Source organism: Glutamicibacter sp. AOP12-B1-11 (assembly GCF_052379245.1).
GTDB lineage: Bacteria > Actinomycetota > Actinomycetes > Actinomycetales > Micrococcaceae > Glutamicibacter.
Window position 1 is genome coordinate 1 of sequence record NZ_JBQSYL010000003.1, and the last position, 18,596, is coordinate 18,596.

The window sequence follows — 18,596 nt, forward strand, 5'->3', positions numbered from 1 at the left end:
CAGCGCGCCGCTTTATCTAGAGATCTGGCGGCGCGCTGGCATTTAATCGGCGCTTAGGAACTTGGCCACAGGTCGAGTGACGCATCGATTACTTCGGTTTCCTCGGCCGTGGTGTCATAAACGCTGAAGCCTCGTGCTTGGTAGTTCGGGATGGCCGCTTCCCCATCCAACGAGCAGGTGTGCAGCCACACCCGGCCCACCGGCGGGAGATCTTCGAAGCGCGTGTGCAGTTCCCAAGCCCGACGATTGGCTTCGCTGAGCAACAGACCACCGAGACCCTGCCCGATGGCTTCGGGGAATAGCCCGAAGTAGTAGATCTCTACCTCGCTCTGGGCCTCGGTCACCTCGGTCACCAGTTCCGCGTACCCCTTCGGCACCCCATCCTGGTAGAGCACATAGGTTTCAGAGCCCGCACGGCGCAGCGTCGCATCCCATTGTTCACGGCTGGAAGCCAGCCGATCTGCCCAGTTCAATTTGCTCCCCACGCTTTGATAGAGGAAGCGGGAAAACTCGGCCGAGATCTGTTGGGCGCGTTCGATCCTCGCATGCTGCGGAAGTTTTCTGGCACTCGGGCGCATTTCGGCACTCGAAAGCTGCTGCAAATAGGTGATGGTCACGACTGGCATACCGAACATCCTAAGGCGGTTGGGCAGTTGTTGCGCAGTCTTGTAACACCCGCGGACTCGTTAGACTTGGAACTGTGAATGCCGCTGAATTTTCTGCCATTGAAGATGCCCCTAGTAGTTACGACCTCGCGTTGCTGGACAAGCTCCATGCCGACTTGACAACAATGAAGTTTGGCTTTGATGCCATCACCGAGCTATTAGGTGATGATGCGGTGGCTGCTTATGGTCGGGATCAGATCCACCCGGCGCTTCGAGTTCTGAACAAGCAGCCCGAAGCCGGTTCCCTGGCGTGCGCCGTTCGGCTGTTCCAGTTGGGACAGGCGGAATCAGTCGCGGCGATCGCCGCGGCATTCCCCACGGTGCGTGCCGACGGGCTGCTCAAGCTCGGGTTGATTGAGCCATGGGCCTCGGGGTACCGGGCTAAGGTGGCGTTGGCGGTGCATGGCTCGGATGTAGATGGTGAATTGTGGGTGGCTCACGACCTGGGTTCGCACCAGCGTCCCGGGGTTCTGCGCACGGACCACGTTTTAGGCATTGGCCATGCTTCGCGCACGCTTGCGCAGGTCACCGTCCGTCCGGACGCTGAACGGGCCCTCGATCTCGGCACGGGATGCGGAATACAGCTATTCCATTTGCTCTCGCACTCCAAGCACGTGACCGCCACGGACCTTTCGGACCGCGCACTGGCGTTCACCCGGTTTAACCTGGTGCTCAACCACCGAGCTTTGAAGCTGGACCCGCAGCGGCTAGAAGAGCGGGTTACGCTATTGCAGGGCAGCCTGTTCGAACCGGTGGCCGGCCAGAAATTCGACTTGATCGCCAGCAATCCGCCATTCGTGATCACACCGCGCAATAAGTCCGAGCGTGAGCAAGACCGCTTCACCTACCGTGATGGTGGCATGGCCGGCGATTCCTTGGTGAGCACGCTGATTGCCCAGGCCCCCGAGCATCTGAACCCCGGTGCACATATGCAGATGCTGTCGAATTGGGAGATACCTCGCCTAGATGAGGAATCCAATGAACCATGGGCGCGGCGGGTCTCCGATTGGTTTGCCGATGACTTGGACGTCTGGGTGATTGAACGTGAACAGGCCACTCCGAGCGTTTATGCTGAAACCTGGTTGCGCGATGCGTCGCAAAGCGAGGACAGCGCCGCCTACGCGGCCGCCTATGACGCCTACCTCGACGACTTCGAATCCCGCCAGGTCGGTGCGGTCGGTTTCGGCATGGTGTATTTCCGCCGGCCCGCGCAACCGGAGGTAACCTTCCGTCTCTTCGAACAGATACCGCACCAGGTGGAACAGCCGCTGGCTCCTGCCTTGGAGCGAGACATTCTGATGGCAGATGCATTGCGCGAAGCCGGAGAAGAATGGAAGCAGTGGCACCTGCTAGTCGCAGAAGATGTCACCGAGGAACGTCATCAGCGCCCCGGTGCCGAACATCCAGGAGTGATCCTCTTGCGCCAGGGCGCGGGGATCCGCCGAACCGAAATTTTGGACTCGGCGCAGGCCGGATTCCTGTCGGCCTGCGATGGTGAATTATCGGTCGCGCAGTTGGTTGTAGCCCTTGATTCACTGATCGGTGAGGGCGAGGAGAATTTCACTGAAAGGCTTTATGAAGCTATTGCTCGCCTTCTGCGGCATGGAATGCTTCGTAAAATCTGAAACAAAGGCTAAACTTTTTCGTTATGACACGGAACACAGTCGAGGAAGACGGCGCGCAGCGCGCCGACGCGGAAGATCAACCCCCACAAGTGGTCTCGATCACCGACCCGCAGGCGATCCGCGCGCTGGCCCATGATGCTCGGCTGATCGTGCTCGACGAGCTTTTCGCATCGCAAACCACGCGCACCGCAACGGAGCTGGCATCGATGTGCTCATTGACGCCCAGCGCCATGAGCTATCACTTGCGCGCACTGGAGAAATACGGGTACGTGGCGCGCGCGGCCAGCGAAGGCGACGCGCGAGAACGCCGGTGGCGCGCCGCGGGCGAAAGGCTGGAGCTAAACACCCAGATCGATTCGACGAACGCGAAAACGGCCTACCTCAACGTGCAGTTGAACGCGTTCCGCACAAGGCTGAATGCCGAAGTGGAGCGGCGCGAGGCGGAAGCCAAGTCGGGAATCGAGCCGGATGCCGACCGCCCACCCTTGCTGACCAGTGGTTTAGTGTTTCTTCCCGAAGCGAAGCAAAAGGAGTTTAATCGGCGATTATTGGACCTCGTTTACGAGTATGAGGCAATGGCCACGGCCGAAGAACGCAACATCGACTCAAAGCGTATGTTCTACTTAATCTCACTACTACCCGAGTACCAGCACCCGGGTGGAGATGCGAGCTAGAGAAAAGTTGTGCAGTTCTTCGGTGTAAGATCATCGGGAATTGCGACTGATTCTGGTCGCAAGGAATGGTGCTGCGATTGCCGCCCGAGCGTTACCTCGCTGGGAAGCGTTCGGAACCGCGTTGTATAAAAGGAGAGCTGTGCCCGCAAAGGCCAAGGAAAAGACCGGCAAGAAACTCGTTATCGTGGAGTCTCCTGCCAAGGTAAAGTCAATCGCCAAATATCTGGGCGAGGGCTTCGACGTGGACGCCTCGGTGGGCCACATCCGCGATCTTCCCCAGCCCTCCGAGCTTCCCACCGAGCTCAAGAAAACTTCCGTGGGCAAATTTGCGGTCGACATCGATAACGACTTCGAACCCTATTACATGGTGTACCCGGATAAGAAGAAGCGCGTTTCGGAGCTGAAGGCCAAGCTCAAAGATGCCGACGAACTCTACCTCGCAACAGATGCGGACCGCGAAGGCGAAGCCATCGCGTGGCACCTGCTCCAGGTGCTTAAGCCCAAGGTCCCGGTACGCCGTCTTGCCTTCACCGAAATCACCAAGGAAGGTATCGAGCGCGCCCTGGGCTCGATGCGTGAGCTGGATACCGATCTGGTCGATGCGCAGGAAACCCGCCGCGTCCTGGATCGCCTCTACGGTTACGAGATCTCTCCGGTTCTGTGGCGCAAGATTGCCCGCGGGCTCTCCGCCGGCCGTGTCCAGTCGGTCGCCACCCGGCTGGTGGTTGAGCGCGAACGTGAGCGCATGGCTTTCGTCTCCGCCGGGTACTGGGATGTCAAGGGAAGCTTCGCCACCACCGTTGGGGAAACCTTCGCCGCCAAGCTCTCCTCGGTGGACGGCAAGCGCGTCGCCTCGGGCCGCGACTACGATGACCGCGGCCAGCTGAAGACCACCCGCAACCCGGTCGCGGAGCTGAACCAGGAAGCCGCCGAATCATTGGTCAGCAATTTGGCCAACAGCGACTTTGCCGTCACCTCCGTGGAGGACAAGCCCTACACCCGACGTCCGGCAGCGCCCTTCACCACTTCGACCTTGCAGCAGGAAGCCAGCCGCAAGCTACGCTGGAGCTCGAAGCTGACCATGCAGATCGCGCAGCGTCTGTACGAAAATGGTTACATCACCTACATGCGTACCGACTCGGTATTCCTGTCGAATGAGGCCGTCCGCGCCGCCCGCACCCAAGCCACCGAACTTTATGGCTCGGATTCGATTCCCAAGAGCCCCCGCGTGTACAAGGGCAAGTCCGACTCCGCTCAAGAAGCCCACGAAGCAGTTCGTCCGGCCGGTGACATGTTCCGCCGCCCAAAGGACGTCCGCTCCCAGCTCTCCAAGGATGAATTCACCCTGTACGAGCTGATCTGGAAGCGCACCGTCGCCTCGCAGATGGCAGATGCCAAGGGATTCACCGCCACCATCAAGCTCGCGGGCACCGCTAGCGATCAGCGCGTTGCCGAATTCTCTGCCTCCGGTACCGTCATCACCTTCCGCGGTTTCCTCTCGGCCTACGAAGAAGGCAAGGACTCCGAGAGCGACGCGGCAGATAAGCCGGAGAACGCCGAGGCACGCCTGCCTCAGCTCGCCGTGGGACAGGGGCTGACCGGGGATGAGCTGACCGCACTGGGCCACGAAACCACCCCGCCGGCGCGCTATACCGAAGCGTCCATCGTCGCCGAGCTGGAAAAGCGCGAGATTGGCCGTCCCTCGACCTACGCGCCGACCATCTCCACCATCATGGATCGCGGCTACGTGACCAAGCGCGGCGGCGCCCTGGTGCCAAGCTGGATCGCGTTCTCGGTAATCCGCCTGCTCGAAGAGCACTTCGCCAAGTACGTGGACTACGACTTCACCGCACGCTTGGAAGACGACCTGGACGAAATCGCGCAGGGCAACCGTGCGCGCTCCGACTGGTTGAACATGTTCTACTTCGGCGGCAAGGGCGAAACCAGCCCGGAGGGCCTGAAGCACGTGGTGGACAACCTCGGCGACATTGACGCTCGGGCGATCAACTCCATCAAGATCACCGATGACATCACCTTGCGCGTGGGCAAGTTCGGCCCATACCTGGAACGCGCCATCCCGGAAGGCGCCGAAGAAGGCACCGACCCGCAGCGCGCGAATGTGCCCGAGGAACTGGCTCCGGACGAGCTGACCGCGGCGAAGGCCGAGGAACTGTTCGCCACCGCCCAGGTCTCCGAACGCGAGCTGGGCATCGAAGAGGCTACCGGCCGCAAGATCGTGGCCAAGGACGGCCGTTACGGCGCCTACGTCACCGAGATCATCCCGGAGCTCACGGAAGAGGAAATCGCCGCGCAGCCGGTGGAATACTACAAGAACGGCAAGCCAAAGCCGCCGAAGAAGCCGGTCAAGGTCAAGCCACGCACCGCGTCGCTGTTCAAGACCATGACCGTGGAAACCGTCACCCTGGATGAGGCTCTGCAGCTGATGAGCCTGCCCCGGGTGCTCGGTGCCGACGCCGAGGGCGAAGAGATCACCGTGCAGAACGGCCGCTTCGGTCCGTATCTGAAGAAGGGCAGCGATTCGCGTTCCATCGACAGCGAAGAGCAGATCTTCACCATCACCCTCGACGAGGCGCTGGCGATCTACGCACAGCCCAAGCAGCGTGGCCGCCGCGCCGCGGTGCCGCCGCTAGCCGAGTTCGGGGTGGACCCGACGAGCGAGAAGAACATCGTGGTCAAGGATGGCCGCTTCGGCCCATACATTACCGACGGCGTCACCAACATCACCGTGCCGCGCACAACCTCCTTGGAGGAGCTGACGCGTGAGCAAGCCATTGAGCTGCTGGCGGATAAGCGCGCCCGTGGCCCGGTGAAGCGCACGGCAGCGAAAAAGGCTCCCGCGAAGAAGCCCGCAGCCAAGAAGGCCCCGGCCAAGAAGGCGACCACGGCGAAGAAAACCACCGCCAAGAAGAGCGAGAAGTAGACTTCGTCTCTGAGTTGAGGAGCGCACCATGAGACTTGGCGTTTTGGATATTGGTTCGAATACCGTCCACCTATTATTGGTGGACGCCTACCCAGGCGCCCGACCGGTCTCTTATGCCTCGCATAAACGACCGTTGTCGCTGGTGCGCTACCTCAACGAGTATGGCGCCATCACCGAAGAGGGGCAGCAAGAACTCATCGCCTTCATCAAGGAGGCAGCCGAGTTCGCCAAAAGCCATCGGGTCGAAGACTTCATGGGATTTTGCACCTCTGCCATTCGGGAATCCTCCAATGGCGTAGCGGTGCTCGAACGGGTGAGCCGGGAAACCGGTGTGAGCCTGATGGAGCTTTCCGGCGAAGAAGAAGCCGGAATGACCTTCTACTCGGTGCGCCGCTGGTTCGGCTGGTCGTCCGAATCGATCCTCAACCTGGATATGGGCGGTGGTTCGCTCGAACTTGCGGTGGGCACCGACGAATTCCCCCAGGTCGCCTTCTCCGTGCCGCTGGGCGCCGGCAGGCTGACCCGCGAATGGCTGCCCAACGATTTGCCTTCGATCAAGGAAGTCCGGGAGCTGCGCAACTACGTGCGTGATGTGCTCACCGACCCGACCACCGAACTGCGCCAATACGGCAAGCCCACGCTGGCCACGGCCACCTCGAAAACCTTCCGGTCGCTGTCGCGGATCACCGGATCCGCCCCCAGCGGGGAGGGGCCATACGTCAAACGCGTGCTGCACCGCGATTCGCTGAAACTCTGGACCAACCGGCTGACCGCGATGAGCTGGGACGAACGCGCCGAACTGCCGGGCGTTTCGGAAATCCGCGCCCCGCAGCTGCTCGCCGGTGCGATCGTTGCTCATGAGGCGATGAGCGCATTAAAACTCAAAAGTGTCCGCATCTGCCCTTGGGCGTTACGCGAAGGTCTCATGCTGCGACGTTTTGATCACGTGATGTTTGACTCTTCGACACCGCTCAGTAGTAGCGTGGGGGTAGGAGAGGTTGCCTTGGGCTCGTTGAAGACCTTAAGTCTCGGCGAACCTACGGCCTAGCGCTTCACTGGAAAAGGCGCCGCTATGCAGCGGCGCGACGAGGAGGGGTCGGATATGGAAGACCAGCAGCGTGTACCTCGGGTACCGGTGACACTATCCAGTGCCTCGGTCTATCCGCTGACCGTACATGACGCCTTCGCGATAGCCAAGGACGTGGGCTACGACGGGCTTGAGGTGTTGGTGACCGGCAACCAGGCCAGTCAGTCAGCCACCGCGCTGATGGCCCTGATGGACAAATACCAATTGCCTATTATGGCGATACACGCGCCAACCCTGCTGCTTACCCAGCAGGTCTGGGGTTCGGCGTGGGCAAAAATCGAGCGATCGGTGATCCTGGCGAAAGCGGTAGGAGCCAGCGTGGTTGTTGCGCACCCGCCGTTTCGTTGGCAGGGGAACTATGCCGAAGGATTCGTCGAGGGCGTACGCCGGCTGACCGACTCCACGGGCATGAAAATCGCGGTTGAAAACATGTACCCGTGGCGCAGCCGCGGACGTGAATCCTCCAAGATGTATCTGCCGCATTGGAACCCGGTCCCCGAGGACTATCGCCATGTCACTTGGGACTTTTCCCATGCGGCCATTGCAACGATGAACTCTCGCCAAGCGTTTGAGGACCTGGGGGACAGGTTGACCCACGTCCACCTGTGTGATGGGTTGGATAACGGCAAGGATGAGCATTTGGTGCCCGGATTGGGTACGCAGCCGGTCGTTGAATCGCTGAATTTCTTGCGCGATTCCCAGTGGGATGGCGTGGTCGCGGTGGAAGTATCAACGCGCAAGGCCAAGCAGGCGGGGCAAAAAGAAGAATGGCTGGGCCAGACGCTCGAATTTGCACGCCAGCATCTGTCAATTAATCAAGACTCTGAACGGGGGACAAAATAACTGTATGAGCGAAGCTACGAATAATCTCCGACTCGCATTTTTGGGCACGGGCTCAATGAACGGAGCGATCCTGCGCGGTATCTTGGGCGCCGGACATGACCCGAAGAAAATTACCGCAACCCTGCGCAGCGACAACCGTGCCGCGCAACTGCGCGAACTGGGCATCAACGTGCTGATCGGCGACGAAGATCCCGAAGCGAATTCGAAGGCCGCCGCCGAAGCGGACATCGTTTTCCTCGGGGTGAAGCCGGTAGGGATTACCGCGCTCTGCGCCGAGATTTCCGAAGCCTTGCCTGCGCAGACCGTGGTGGTCTCGGTGGCCGCGGCGATTACCCTCGCCACCATGCAGGGGCAGCTGCGCGACGGACAGCCGGTGATCCGTTCCATGCCGAACACGCCGCTGATGGTTGGTTCCGGAGTCGTCGGCTTGAGCGCAGGCCAGGCGGTGAGCGAGACGCAAATCAACCTTGTCGCCGAGCTCTTTGCCGGTTCCGGGGAGGTCCACGTGATCGACGAGTCGCAGCAAAACGCGCTCGGGGCGATCTCGGGCTCCGGCCCGGCCTATGGCTTCTACCTGGCCGAAGCGATGACCAACGCCGGTATCGCCATGGGGCTCGACGAGAAGCTCGCCATGGATCTGGCCCGTGCCACCGTGGCCGGGGCCGGCAAGATGCTCGCTGACCCGCAGGCCAACCCGGCAGATATGCGTCGTGCGGTCACGAGCCCCAAGGGCACCACCGAGCAAGCGATTCTGACCTTCGATGCGCAGGGGATTCCAGCGATTATCGAAGCCGGGGCCAAGGCCGCCGCCGCGCGTGCCGCGCAGCTCAGCGCAGAACTCGGCTAATCCAGCGATTAAAAGTTCTATGGCGCCGGCACCCCGAACTGGGGGAACCGGCGCCATAGCCGTCTTAACGCCCGTTTAGGGGCGGGCGGCGAAGCGTTCGAGCAGGTCCACGTGCCCGGAGACGATCAATATGTCACGCCTCGTGACCATCGTGTCCGGCACCGCGTAGGTGAAGTCCTCGCCCGGGGTTTTCACCCCGACGATGGTGATCCCGTATTTGGAACGCACCTGCGATTCGGCCAGGGTGAAGCCCTGGGTTTCCTTTGGCGGGTACATCTTCACAATCGCGAAGCCATCATCGAACTCGATGAAGTCCAGCATGCGTCCACCGACCAGGTGGGCCGCGCGAACCCCGGCATCGGCCTCCGGATAAATCACATGGTTCGCGCCGATGCGGGTGAGGATCTTGCCGTGGGAAGGCGTAATCGCCTTCACCCAGAGGTGCTCGATCCCCAGATCCACCAGATTCACGGTAATCAGCACCGAGGACTCGATCGAGGTGCCCACCCCGACCACCGCGGAGCTGAACTCCTGGGCGCCCAGCTGGCGCAGCGCATCGATATTGGTGGCGTCGGCCGCCACCACATGGGTCAGCGTGCTGGCCCACTGCTGGACCAATTCCGGGCTGCGTTCGATGGCGAGCACCTCGCGGCCCTGCTTGACCAGGGTTTCGGCCACCGAGGCGCCGAAGCGTCCCAGTCCGATGACGAGCACCGGTGCGTTGTGCTCCATACTTTTCTCAGCCAATGATCGGCCTTTCTTCGGGGAGGCTATACAGCGTATCGCGATGACGCATGGTCAAGGCGCTGGCCAAGGTGATGCTTCCGATACGTCCGGCGAACATCAGGGCGCTCAGTACGTATTTACCTGCGGGAGGCATCTCTGCGGAGACTCCCATGCTCAGTCCTACGGTACCGAATGCGGAGATCGATTCGAACAATGCGCGGGAGAAACCGACCTCCTGGTCGATGGCCAGCAGCAAGCCGGTGGACACCATCACCAAGGTGGCGCCGAGGGCGACCACCGACACCGCCACGCGCATGGTGCCTTCCGGGATGCGCCGGCCGAAAGCCTTCGCATCGCGCTCGCCGCGCACCTCGGCCATGATCGCCAGGAACATCACGGCGATCGTGGTGACCTTGATGCCGCCGGCCGTGGAGGCCGAACCGCCGCCGGCGAACATCAGCGCATCGGTGATGAGCACCGATACCTGGCTCATGTCGTTTTGGTCCACGAGGTTGAATCCGCCAGAACGGGTCATCACCGAGGCGAACAGGCCGTGGACGAGCTTGTCGCCGGAATCCATGGTCCCAATGGTGCGCGGGTTGTTCCATTCGACCACGAGCCACAGCAGGGCGCCGGCGACCAGCAGGATCAGGGTCACCATCAGGGTGAGCTTGGTGTGCAGATTCCATTTCTTCGCATTGAACCGGTGGACGAGCAGCACCATGATCACGGGGAAGCCCAGGGAACCCAGGAACACCCCGAACATCAGCGGGCCGAGGATCCACAGGTCCGTTCCGTAGGGCACCAGCCCGTCGGAGTGCGGGGTGAAGCCGGCGTTGTTGAAGGAGGAGACCGCGTAGAACACGCCGTGCCAGATGGCCGAAGGCAGGTTTTCGCCGAGCACCGCGAAGCGCGGGACCAGAAGCAGCGCAATCAACGCCTGCAGGCTGACCGCGGTCAGGATCACGATGCGCAGCAGCGAGCCGACCTCGCCCAGGGCGGAGGCCCCGGTGGTGTTCATGGAATTCTGCGCCATCAGCTTGCCGCGCACGCCGAGCTTGCGCGAGACCGCCAGGGAGAGGATCGAGGCCAGGGTCAGGATTCCCAGCCCGCCCATGAAGGCGCCGATGATCATGATCAGCTGCCCGGCGAAGGACCAGTGGACCGCGGTGGAGACCGTGGTCAGGCCGGTGACGCAGACCGCCGAGACGGCGGTGAACAGCGCGTCGTGCAATGCGGTCGCTTCCCCGGAAGCCGAGGAGAACGGGGCTGCCAGCAGGGAAGTGAAAATCGCGATGGCCACGAGGAAGGCGCCTAGGGCCAAGCGGGCGGGGGAGCGGACCGTGAAGTCGGCGATCCGCACGCGCAACGCCAACCACTGTTTGCGCCGCTTTTCGCGTAATTCAGCTACCCGCGCCTTGTCGCGCGGTTCGCTCTGGGTGCTCATCGCCTTAATTCGCCATTTCGTTGGGACGGAGGGTTCTCCTTGTAATTTACGCGTTCGCAACCAATTGCGCTCGTCTTAGCCCCGCGAAACACGTGCAAAATGTCCCGGACGGCCATAAATGGGTTACAAGGATCACAATCGGGTAGCCTACAAAGGTGTTAGAACCTCGACATGCGCCGCAACCCACCCTGGTGCTCTGGGATGAAAAGTACTTGAAGTACAAGTTCAGCGACTACCATCCGATGCACCCCGCCCGGCTTGAGCTGACCCATCGGCTCAGCAAGCAGCTTGAAGTTTATGATGCTCCGACGGTGAGCATCTCGGCCCCCGAGGTCGCCAGCGACGCCGTGCTGCGGACCGTTCACGACCAGGGCTACCTGGACCAGGTGAAGCAGGTCAGCGCCGACCCCACGCTGATCGCGGTCGACTTTGGTTTGGGAACCGAAGACGACCCGGTCTTCGCCGGGATGTATGAGGCGGCCGCGCGCATCGTGGGCGGTTCGGTGATCGCCGCGGAGGCGATCATGGATGAATCAACCGTGCGCGCGGTGAACTTCGCCGGCGGGATGCATCATGCCAAGCGCAACAAGGCCAGCGGCTTCTGCATCTTCAACGACGCCGCCGCAGCCATTCACCGCATGCTGGAGCGTGGTGCGAAACGTGTTTGCTATATCGACGTCGATGCCCACCACGGTGACGGCACCGAATCGATCTTCTGGGACGATGACCGGGTCTTGACGATTTCCATCCATGAGTCGGGGCTTTCGCTCTTTCCCGGCACCGGGTTCGCCAACGAGACCGGAGGCCCGCAGGCCGAGGGCAGCGCGGTGAATATCGCCTTGCCCGCGATGACCGGGGACGCCGCGTGGATGCGCGCCTTCCACGCGGTGGTTCCGCAGCTGGTGCGCGCCTTCAATCCGGAGGTCATCGTGTCCCAGCACGGCTGCGATGCCCATCGCGATGACGACATGACCAATCTGAAGCTATCGGTGGACGCCCAGCGCCAGGTGGCTCTGGATATCTCCCAGCTGGCGGACGAGGTTTGCCAGGGCCGCTGGCTGGCTACCGGAGGCGGCGGCTACAACGTCACCGCCGTCGTGCCGCGCACGTGGACCCACCTGACGGCGATCGCCGCCGGCAAGCCCATTGCCTTGCGTACCTACGTTCCGGAGGGCTTCCGGCGCCATGTGCTGGAAACCTACGGCCGGGCGGTGCCCTATCTGATGGGGGATGACGCCCAATTGTGGTGGCGGAACTGGGAGGTCGGTTATGATCCGGCCGATCCGGTGGACCGTACGATTATCGCCACGCGTAAGGAAGTTTTCCCGCTCTATGGGCTGGACCCGTGGTTTGACTAAGGCGTTCGCTTTCCTGTGATCAATCTCGACCCTCAACAGGGGCAAAAAATTCGTTCCTGTAAGGCCATCTGCCGATAGGGTAATGTCTGTGGCTATTGACGACGTATTTTCTGCATTGGCAGAACCAACCCGACGCAAGATCATCGAGGCGTTAAAGATCGAGCCGATGGCGGTTGGTGCCTTGGTGGTTCAGTTGGAGATTTCTCAACCGACCGTCTCCAAGCACCTGAAGGTTCTGCGTGAAGCGGACCTGGTCAGCATGACAGCCCAAGGCCAACGCCGCATCTACAGTGTGCAGTGCGAAGCGATCGACACCCTGGTGTCCTGGTGCGTAGAGTTTTTGCCGGCCGAGGAGCCGGCGGCGGAGCTGATGCCGGTGGATCTGGACCTGATTCAAGATCCGCAGGACGCCAACGCACTTCCAGCCGCAGCTCATCAGCTCGGACGCAGTGTAGGGCGGGGGCTCGAACAAGTCACGGGACGAGCGCAAGAAATATTGGAGCGCTTCCCACGCTTCGGCCGTCGACGTTAGCTATCTGACCTGACTAAAAGCGGATTCGGGCATTGCGGTCGGTGATATTTAAGTTACGCAGGCGAGCGCTGTATGTAACAAAGAATTTTCATTGAGAATGTCAGGCATGGCATTCTCTTGCGTGGGGCAGAGTTGCCGGGCCGGTGGGCTTTTGCGCGCCCCTGAGGCCTGCCCCAAGTGATGAGGAGAAAAACTTGGACAAGCAACTAGCGAGTATTCGCGACGAAGTCTTCCGCCGTAATCCCGGTGAGGCAGAATTCCACCAGGCCGTGACCGAAGTCTTCGAGAGCCTCGAAGCGGTGTCACAGAAGCACCCAGAGTATGCAGAGGCTGCTATTCTTCAGCGCCTGTGCGAGCCAGAGCGCCAGATCATTTTCCGCGTGCCTTGGGTAGATGACCAGGGTCGTGTGCAGATCAACCGCGGTTTCCGTGTCGAGTTCAACTCCGCGCTGGGCCCATACAAGGGCGGACTGCGTTTCCATCCTTCGGTTTATCTGGGCATCGTCAAGTTCCTTGGCTTCGAACAGATCTTCAAGAACTCCCTGACCGGCATGCCAATTGGTGGTGGCAAGGGCGGCTCGGACTTTGACCCGCGCGGGAAGACCGACGGCGAGGTGATGCGCTTCTGCCAGTCGTTCATGACCGAGCTCTACCGTCATATCGGCGAATACACCGACGTTCCAGCCGGTGACATTGGTGTCGGTGGCCGTGAGATCGGCTACCTCTTCGGCCAGTACAAGCGAATCACCAATCGCTACGAGTCTGGCGTGCTGACCGGCAAGGGGCTGAGCTGGGGCGGCTCATTGGTACGCCCGGAAGCCACCGGCTACGGCGCGGTGATCTTTACCGAAGAGATGCTCAAGACCCGCGGGATGAGCTTCGACGGCCAGCGCGTGGTCGTTTCGGGGTCCGGAAACGTGGCGCTGCATGCCATCGAGAAGGCTCAGGATCTGGGCGCGAAGGTGATTACCGCCTCGGATTCCAGCGGATTCATCGTCGACGAAAATGGCATCGATCTTGATCTGCTGCGCCAGATCAAGGAAGTCGAGCGCGGACGTATCAGCGAATACGCCGAGCGCCGGGGGAGCAAGAAGGTTTCCTACGTGGCCGACGGAAACGTCTGGGACGTGCAGGGCGCGGTAGCCCTGCCGTGTGCCACGCAGAACGAACTTGGAGCAGCCTCGGCGAAGAAGATGGTTGCCGCGGGAACTATCGCCGTGGCCGAAGGCGCCAATATGCCAACCACCGCCGAGGCGACCTCGGTATTCCAGGATGCTGGCATCCTCTTCGGCCCGGGCAAGGCCGCCAACGCCGGTGGCGTGGCTACTTCTGCGCTGGAAATGCAGCAGAACGCTAGCCGCGACTCGTGGACCTTCGAGCACACCGAGCTTCGCCTGACCGAGATCATGGTAGGCATTCACGAGCGTTGCGCAACCACCGCCGACGAATACGGGGTGCCGGGCAACTACGTTGCCGGCGCCAATATCGCCGGCTTCGTCAAGGTTGCCGACGCAATGCTGGCTCAGGGCTTGATCTAGTCCCTCGACCCTCAAGCGACCTCTTGGCCGCTGTTTCGACGCCGTTTCCGGCCTCGGAACGGCGGCCAGCAGCTTTTAAAATCTCTTTTTTGAGATCTAAATGTGGTTCAGGTGTGTTCCGTGATGCAAAAGTTACGTAAGTGCGACTAGACTGGGATCGAGCGAACGTGAATATGATTGCCGATGTTGATCCCAAGTCGTATTTGTTCACGCGAGCAATATAAACGACGAATCAGAGATCAGCGTCAGGAGAAATTCCCCTATGGCGGATAAACAGAATTTTGCAGGAGCCCGTTTCATGACGGTCGCTGAAGTGGCCGAGATGATGCGTGTTTCTAAAATGACGGTTTATCGCCTGATTCATGCAGGCGACTTGCCTGCTGTTCAATTCGGTCGCTCCTATCGCGTTCCGGAAAACGCAGTGGAAGCCTACCTGCAAGCTGCGGCGATTGACCCGCAGCGTGGAACAGGTTCCCTCGGTCGATAGCCGCGCGATGGTCAGAGCATGGCCGAAAAGCGGGTAATCTATTAAGGAACGTTTAACGTCCGGTCAACCTTGTAGCTTATGCTTGTTCTTAAGCCTACATTTTGGTTGACATATTTATTTAGTTTGTGAGGAACCACTATGGGCTCTGTTATCAAGAAGCGCCGTAAGCGTATGTCGAAGAAGAAGCACCGTAAATTGCTTCGTAAAACTCGTCACCAGCGTCGTAATAAGAAGTAAATCTGCTTCAAGCAGCATTTGCCTCTTGGCAATTATCGCCACCGTATCAAGGCTTGACCTTGACGGTGGCGATTGCTTTTTCCCCAGCTATTTCCCGCGGCGGCTTGGTAGTGAACGCTTCGCGGCCCACACCGCGCCCAGCACACCGGCCAGACGCAGGCTGATCCGCGCCGCACGCTGTCCGGTGCGGAAGTCGTAGACCTGCCATCCGCGACGCTTGGCGTAGGCCCTCAGCCGCGCGTCCGGGTTGATCGCAACAGGATGTCCCACCGCCTCTAGCAGCGGCACATCGTTGTAGGAGTCCGAGTATGCCCAGGACTTGGAAAGCTTGATTCCACGTTCCTTAGCCAGCGTACGAACGGCCTGAGCTTTTTCGGCCGCATGCAAGATCGGGGTGGCCAGCGCGCCGGTGTATTTACCATCCACATTTTCAACCACGGTCCCCAAGGCACCGGTGAGTTCCAAGCGTTCGGATATGACGTTCGCTACTTCTAGCGGGGTCGCGGTGACCAGCCAAACTTCTCGGCCCACGGCGCGATGCTGATGGGCGATGGAGACCGTGCCTTTCCATAACTTAGGCTCAATGTACTCGTCATAGATTTCCTGGCCAATCTGCGCCATCTCGGCGACCGAAATGCCCTTGGCCATCAGCAGCGCACGGTCGCGAATCTGATGGATGTCGCCCAGATGCTCGCCGCGGGCGGCAAAGCGAAGCTGCTTGAGGGCAAACCAAAGAATTTCGCGTAGCCGGAAGAAACGACGCTGATGCATCTTCCTGGCCAGCAGATATAGGGAGGCACCACGGACCATGGTGTTGTCCACGTCGAAGAAGGCGGCAACGACGTCGCGTGGCGCCGACGTGTTCTGGCTGGTGAGGTGCTCTGAAGACTGCATTTGATCCAGTTTATTTCATTGCCGACTTAGACGCTGGTTGCGGCTCGTGAGATTATGGACAGGTGAGTAAAATGCATGAGATCCAGTTACTGGTGCGCCAAGGATGCCATTTGTGCGAGGCCGCCAGGGCGACAGTCAACGACGTCACCGAACGGATGAACATGGAGTTCTCCGAAATAGACATCGACGAGCATCCCGAACTGCTGGCACGCCACCACGAAGAGGTGCCAGTACTCCTCGTTGATGGTCAGGTCCGGGACTTCTGGACCATTGATGCCAAACGGCTTGAACGCCTGTTGGGCAGCTAATGGCATGAGAGGCCCCTTGATGCATTTACCGGCCCGTTCGAAAAGCAGAGCAGCGGCGCATGGCTGAAATTGAACCGCGGGTACTGCCCGAAGCGACGCTGACGCGCCTGACCCAGTATTTGCGGGCGCTCAATGCGTTCGAAGCGCAGGGCGTGGAACGCACCAGCTCGGGTGTGCTGGCCAAGGAAGCCGGAGTGAACCCGGCAATCCTCCGCAAGGACCTCTCCTTGCTTGGTTCCTATGGAACTCGTGGCGTCGGATATGTGGTGACCGAGCTGGCCGAACACATCAACCGGACCTTGGGCCTGAACCAGGACTGGCGTGTGGCCATCCTCGGCGCCGGTAACCTCGGACGTGCGCTGAGCGGCTACGCAGGTTTTGCCAGCCGAGGTTTCCAGGTGCGCGCCATCCTCGATGCGGACGTATCCCTGGTCGGCAGCGAGGTCGGCGAATTTATCGTGGAACCGGTCGGTGAGCTCGGCGAGGTGATTGCGCGGGAGCAGATCAATATCGCGGTCCTAGCGGTTCCCGGAGTCGCGGCCCAGGGGCTGATCGACGCGCTTGCGGCGCATGGGGTGAAGTCGGTGCTCAGCTTCGCGCCACAGCCGCTGCGCATTCCGGCGGGCATGATCGTCCGCCGCGTGGACCTGTCCACCGAGCTGCAGATCCTGGCCTACCACGCGGTACAACGCTAGGCGGCAACCGGGCAGTTAAAATCTAACGGCGTAGGCCGTGGCTCAAATGAGCCACGGCCTACGCCAATTTCAGCGCTGGGTCTGAGGACCCGAAACGGTTTAGCGGTAGCCAGCCCGGCGCGCCTGGCTGCGCTGGGCGATGTACTGCGAGGAAGCCGGCAACCAGGCGAAGACCACGCCGACGACGCCAGCAATGAATCCAAGAGCATAAACCACATTGATCATCGTGGCATCAGCCGCGTTGGCGTACATGCTGAACATCGGCAGGCTGATCAGCATGCCAACGACGGAGATGGCCGCCAGGATCGTGGCGATGATCCGCATCGCGCGGACCCCTCGACCGACGAAGAAGCCGACCAAGAAGTAGGCGATGAGCGTGATGAACATGCCCACCACGGTGAAGGTGGTCATGGTGGAAGTGATCTGCGACAGGAAAGTGTCGGGGTTTTCTATCATGCGTTCGATCTCTGCATTCATCGCGGCGTCGTTGGAAGACTCCATCTGCATGCGCATCTGATCTTCGAACATCGTCCACTGCGAACGCACCATATTGCCGAAGAGGTTGGTGCTGTTGATCAGCCAGCTGGCTGCGGCGCTGAGCACCCCGGCAAGCATGATGAAAATAAACGCCATCTGCAAGGTCTTGGGACGCTCGGCAGGCGGCTGGACCGGAGCGTAGCCACCTTGCTGCTGGAATTGCGGAAGCTGCTGCGCTGCCGGCTGACCGTAGGGGGTCGGCTGCCCACCGTAGGGATTTTCGCCGTAGGGGTTCGGGTTCGAACTCCCGGACCCGGCTAACGGGTCATATGGCTGGCCTGGCTGGTTCGGATCGTTGGTGCTCATGATCGTCCTTTGATTGCTGCTAAACGGTGAGTAACTCTAACTACTAGCCTAGTCCGTGGCGTTTGTGATGTGCCCCTCCGAAAGGATGGTTTTTTGATATGGGAATCCCATGCAGAGGCTGTGAATACTTGATCGTGGCCACAATTTTCATCTTTTAGGTTGATTGTTTGAGAGACTGTAACCATGCCAGTTTCAACCGTTCATTTGTTGCGCCATGGGGAAGTTTTCAACCCGAACCGCGTTTTGTATGGCCGGATCCCGGGGTATGGCCTTTCCGAGCTGGGTTTCCAGATGGCGGATCGAGCCGGAGAGTACTTCGCCAAGCGTCAGGCCGAAGGCGCCCGGGTGGTCCGTCTGGTTGCCTCCCCGCTGCTTCGAGCGCAGCAGACCGCGCAACCTGCGGCCCAGGCTCTGGGCCTGCCCATCATCACCGATGACCGGGTGATCGAGGCAGGCAACAGCTTTGAAGGTCTGGCACAGATCAAGTCCCACCTGAAGAATCCGCGGTACTGGCCGCTGCTGCGCAATCCGCTGAAACCCTCATGGGGCGAACCGTACGCCGCGCAGGTCGCTCGCATGCGACAGGCCATGGACGCCCAGCGCCAGGCGGCGGTGGCCGAACACGGCGACGGCGCCGAGATCATTATCGTCAGCCACCAGTTGCCTATTTGGGTGACCCGGCGCGCCGGTGAAGGCAAGCCGCTCTGGCATGACCCACGCCAGCGCGAATGCACGCTGAGCTCAATAACGAGTTTTGAGTTTGACGGAGACGAACTTCGCTCCGTGAATTACACCGAACCGAGCCCAGACCTGCTGGCGGGCGCGGCGAACATCCCTGGAGCCTAAGCC

At 60.7% G+C, this 18,596-nt stretch carries 19 protein-coding genes; 14 read left to right on the plus strand and 5 right to left on the minus strand.

The window, feature by feature from the left end; genetic code table 11:
• Positions 1 to 53: 53 nt before the first annotated feature.
• Complete coding sequence (locus ACT3UQ_RS02090; protein ID WP_444636425.1) at positions 54 to 626, minus strand: GNAT family N-acetyltransferase; 573 nt, start codon at positions 624 to 626, stop codon at positions 54 to 56.
• Positions 627 to 700: 74 nt separating this feature from the next.
• Here ACT3UQ_RS02090 and ACT3UQ_RS02095 point away from each other — a divergent pair, with 74 nt between their 5' ends.
• From ACT3UQ_RS02095 to proC, 6 genes are all read left to right on the plus strand, one after another.
• Positions 701 to 2,290 carry a DUF7059 domain-containing protein gene (locus ACT3UQ_RS02095; RefSeq protein ID WP_096283384.1) on the plus strand — a complete coding sequence of 530 codons (1,590 nt, stop codon included), beginning with the start codon at positions 701 to 703 and terminating at the stop codon, positions 2,288 to 2,290.
• 23 nt (positions 2,291 to 2,313) lie between these two features.
• The gene (locus ACT3UQ_RS02100) at positions 2,314 to 2,964 is read left to right on the plus strand and encodes an ArsR/SmtB family transcription factor (RefSeq protein WP_105650052.1); all 651 of its coding nucleotides are present in this window, start codon (positions 2,314 to 2,316) and stop codon (positions 2,962 to 2,964) included.
• 139 nt (positions 2,965 to 3,103) lie between these two features.
• Entirely contained in the window at positions 3,104 to 5,905 is a 2,802-nt protein-coding gene (gene topA, locus ACT3UQ_RS02105) for a type I DNA topoisomerase (protein ID WP_096283387.1), read from the plus strand.
• Positions 5,906 to 5,933: 28 nt separating this feature from the next.
• Positions 5,934 to 6,953, plus strand: a complete 1,020-nt coding sequence (locus ACT3UQ_RS02110) for a Ppx/GppA phosphatase family protein (RefSeq protein WP_096283389.1) — start codon at positions 5,934 to 5,936, stop codon at positions 6,951 to 6,953.
• A 24-nt stretch (positions 6,954 to 6,977) separates the two neighbouring features.
• Positions 6,978 to 7,835, plus strand: a complete 858-nt coding sequence (locus ACT3UQ_RS02115) for a sugar phosphate isomerase/epimerase family protein (protein WP_444636426.1) — start codon at positions 6,978 to 6,980, stop codon at positions 7,833 to 7,835.
• 4 nt (positions 7,836 to 7,839) lie between these two features.
• On the plus strand, positions 7,840 to 8,682 hold the full coding sequence (gene proC / locus ACT3UQ_RS02120; RefSeq protein ID WP_096283391.1) for a pyrroline-5-carboxylate reductase: 843 nt from the start codon (positions 7,840 to 7,842) through the stop codon (positions 8,680 to 8,682).
• A 75-nt stretch (positions 8,683 to 8,757) separates the two neighbouring features.
• Here proC and ACT3UQ_RS02125 read toward each other — a convergent pair whose 3' ends face one another.
• Both ACT3UQ_RS02125 and ACT3UQ_RS02130 read right to left on the minus strand, forming a co-directional pair.
• Positions 8,758 to 9,414, minus strand: coding sequence for a potassium channel family protein (locus ACT3UQ_RS02125; protein ID WP_096283393.1), 657 nt, complete (start codon positions 9,412 to 9,414; stop codon positions 8,758 to 8,760).
• Positions 9,415 to 9,421: 7 nt separating this feature from the next.
• The gene (locus ACT3UQ_RS02130) at positions 9,422 to 10,855 is read right to left on the minus strand and encodes a TrkH family potassium uptake protein (protein ID WP_105553226.1); all 1,434 of its coding nucleotides are present in this window, start codon (positions 10,853 to 10,855) and stop codon (positions 9,422 to 9,424) included.
• 242 nt (positions 10,856 to 11,097) lie between these two features.
• On the opposite strand from ACT3UQ_RS02130, the gene ACT3UQ_RS02135 reads away from it, so the two are divergent.
• The 5 genes from ACT3UQ_RS02135 (at position 11,098) to ACT3UQ_RS02155 (ending at position 15,007) form a co-directional block, all read left to right on the plus strand.
• On the plus strand, positions 11,098 to 12,213 hold the full coding sequence (locus ACT3UQ_RS02135; RefSeq protein WP_105569231.1) for an acetoin utilization protein AcuC: 1,116 nt from the start codon (positions 11,098 to 11,100) through the stop codon (positions 12,211 to 12,213).
• A gap of 82 nt (positions 12,214 to 12,295) precedes the next feature.
• A complete protein-coding gene (locus ACT3UQ_RS02140) occupies positions 12,296 to 12,745 on the plus strand; it encodes an ArsR/SmtB family transcription factor (RefSeq protein WP_374954772.1) in 450 nt (149 codons plus the stop codon).
• Between the two features lie 194 nt (positions 12,746 to 12,939).
• Positions 12,940 to 14,283: an NADP-specific glutamate dehydrogenase gene (gene gdhA / locus ACT3UQ_RS02145; protein WP_105553225.1), complete on the plus strand. Its 1,344-nt coding sequence runs from the start codon at positions 12,940 to 12,942 to the stop codon at positions 14,281 to 14,283.
• Positions 14,284 to 14,545: 262 nt separating this feature from the next.
• Positions 14,546 to 14,770, plus strand: coding sequence for a helix-turn-helix domain-containing protein (locus tag ACT3UQ_RS02150; RefSeq protein ID WP_096257016.1), 225 nt, complete (start codon positions 14,546 to 14,548; stop codon positions 14,768 to 14,770).
• A 138-nt stretch (positions 14,771 to 14,908) separates the two neighbouring features.
• Complete coding sequence (locus tag ACT3UQ_RS02155) at positions 14,909 to 15,007, plus strand: 30S ribosomal protein bS22 (protein ID WP_005504750.1); 99 nt, start codon at positions 14,909 to 14,911, stop codon at positions 15,005 to 15,007.
• An 87-nt stretch (positions 15,008 to 15,094) separates the two neighbouring features.
• Here ACT3UQ_RS02155 and ACT3UQ_RS02160 read toward each other — a convergent pair whose 3' ends face one another.
• Positions 15,095 to 15,901, minus strand: coding sequence for an HAD family hydrolase (locus ACT3UQ_RS02160; protein WP_105553224.1), 807 nt, complete (start codon positions 15,899 to 15,901; stop codon positions 15,095 to 15,097).
• 71 nt (positions 15,902 to 15,972) lie between these two features.
• Between ACT3UQ_RS02160 and ACT3UQ_RS02165 the strand changes: the two genes are divergently transcribed.
• Together ACT3UQ_RS02165 and ACT3UQ_RS02170 are read left to right on the plus strand one after the other, a co-directional pair.
• A complete protein-coding gene (locus tag ACT3UQ_RS02165; protein ID WP_105553223.1) occupies positions 15,973 to 16,209 on the plus strand; it encodes a glutaredoxin family protein in 237 nt (78 codons plus the stop codon).
• A 23-nt stretch (positions 16,210 to 16,232) separates the two neighbouring features.
• Positions 16,233 to 16,904: a redox-sensing transcriptional repressor Rex gene (locus ACT3UQ_RS02170; protein ID WP_374954779.1), complete on the plus strand. Its 672-nt coding sequence runs from the start codon at positions 16,233 to 16,235 to the stop codon at positions 16,902 to 16,904.
• A 99-nt stretch (positions 16,905 to 17,003) separates the two neighbouring features.
• Here ACT3UQ_RS02170 and ACT3UQ_RS02175 read toward each other — a convergent pair whose 3' ends face one another.
• Positions 17,004 to 17,747, minus strand: coding sequence for a DUF4199 domain-containing protein (locus tag ACT3UQ_RS02175; RefSeq protein WP_105650051.1), 744 nt, complete (start codon positions 17,745 to 17,747; stop codon positions 17,004 to 17,006).
• 183 nt (positions 17,748 to 17,930) lie between these two features.
• On the opposite strand from ACT3UQ_RS02175, the gene ACT3UQ_RS02180 reads away from it, so the two are divergent.
• Entirely contained in the window at positions 17,931 to 18,593 is a 663-nt protein-coding gene (locus ACT3UQ_RS02180) for a histidine phosphatase family protein (protein ID WP_105650050.1), read from the plus strand.
• Positions 18,594 to 18,596 lie beyond the last annotated feature (3 nt).

Excerpts from the sequence above, each read along its gene's own strand:
- ACT3UQ_RS02090 (WP_444636425.1), bottom strand. The coding sequence starts at position 626 with ATGCCAGTCGTGACCATCACCTATTTGCAGCAGCTTTCGAGTGCCGAA.
- ACT3UQ_RS02100 (WP_105650052.1), top strand. The coding sequence starts at position 2,314 with ATGACACGGAACACAGTCGAGGAAGACGGCGCGCAGCGCGCCGACGCG.
- ACT3UQ_RS02110 (WP_096283389.1), top strand. The coding sequence starts at position 5,934 with ATGAGACTTGGCGTTTTGGATATTGGTTCGAATACCGTCCACCTATTA.
- ACT3UQ_RS02115 (WP_444636426.1), top strand. The coding sequence starts at position 6,978 with ATGCAGCGGCGCGACGAGGAGGGGTCGGATATGGAAGACCAGCAGCGT.
- proC (WP_096283391.1), top strand. The coding sequence starts at position 7,840 with ATGAGCGAAGCTACGAATAATCTCCGACTCGCATTTTTGGGCACGGGC.
- ACT3UQ_RS02125 (WP_096283393.1), bottom strand. The coding sequence starts at position 9,414 with ATGGAGCACAACGCACCGGTGCTCGTCATCGGACTGGGACGCTTCGGC.
- ACT3UQ_RS02130 (WP_105553226.1), bottom strand. The coding sequence starts at position 10,855 with ATGAGCACCCAGAGCGAACCGCGCGACAAGGCGCGGGTAGCTGAATTA.
- ACT3UQ_RS02135 (WP_105569231.1), top strand. The coding sequence starts at position 11,098 with ATGCACCCCGCCCGGCTTGAGCTGACCCATCGGCTCAGCAAGCAGCTT.
- ACT3UQ_RS02140 (WP_374954772.1), top strand. The coding sequence starts at position 12,296 with ATGTCTGTGGCTATTGACGACGTATTTTCTGCATTGGCAGAACCAACC.
- ACT3UQ_RS02150 (WP_096257016.1), top strand. The coding sequence starts at position 14,546 with ATGGCGGATAAACAGAATTTTGCAGGAGCCCGTTTCATGACGGTCGCT.
- ACT3UQ_RS02155 (WP_005504750.1), top strand. The coding sequence starts at position 14,909 with ATGGGCTCTGTTATCAAGAAGCGCCGTAAGCGTATGTCGAAGAAGAAG.
- ACT3UQ_RS02160 (WP_105553224.1), bottom strand. The coding sequence starts at position 15,901 with ATGCAGTCTTCAGAGCACCTCACCAGCCAGAACACGTCGGCGCCACGC.
- ACT3UQ_RS02165 (WP_105553223.1), top strand. The coding sequence starts at position 15,973 with ATGCATGAGATCCAGTTACTGGTGCGCCAAGGATGCCATTTGTGCGAG.
- ACT3UQ_RS02175 (WP_105650051.1), bottom strand. The coding sequence starts at position 17,747 with ATGAGCACCAACGATCCGAACCAGCCAGGCCAGCCATATGACCCGTTA.
- ACT3UQ_RS02180 (WP_105650050.1), top strand. The coding sequence starts at position 17,931 with ATGCCAGTTTCAACCGTTCATTTGTTGCGCCATGGGGAAGTTTTCAAC.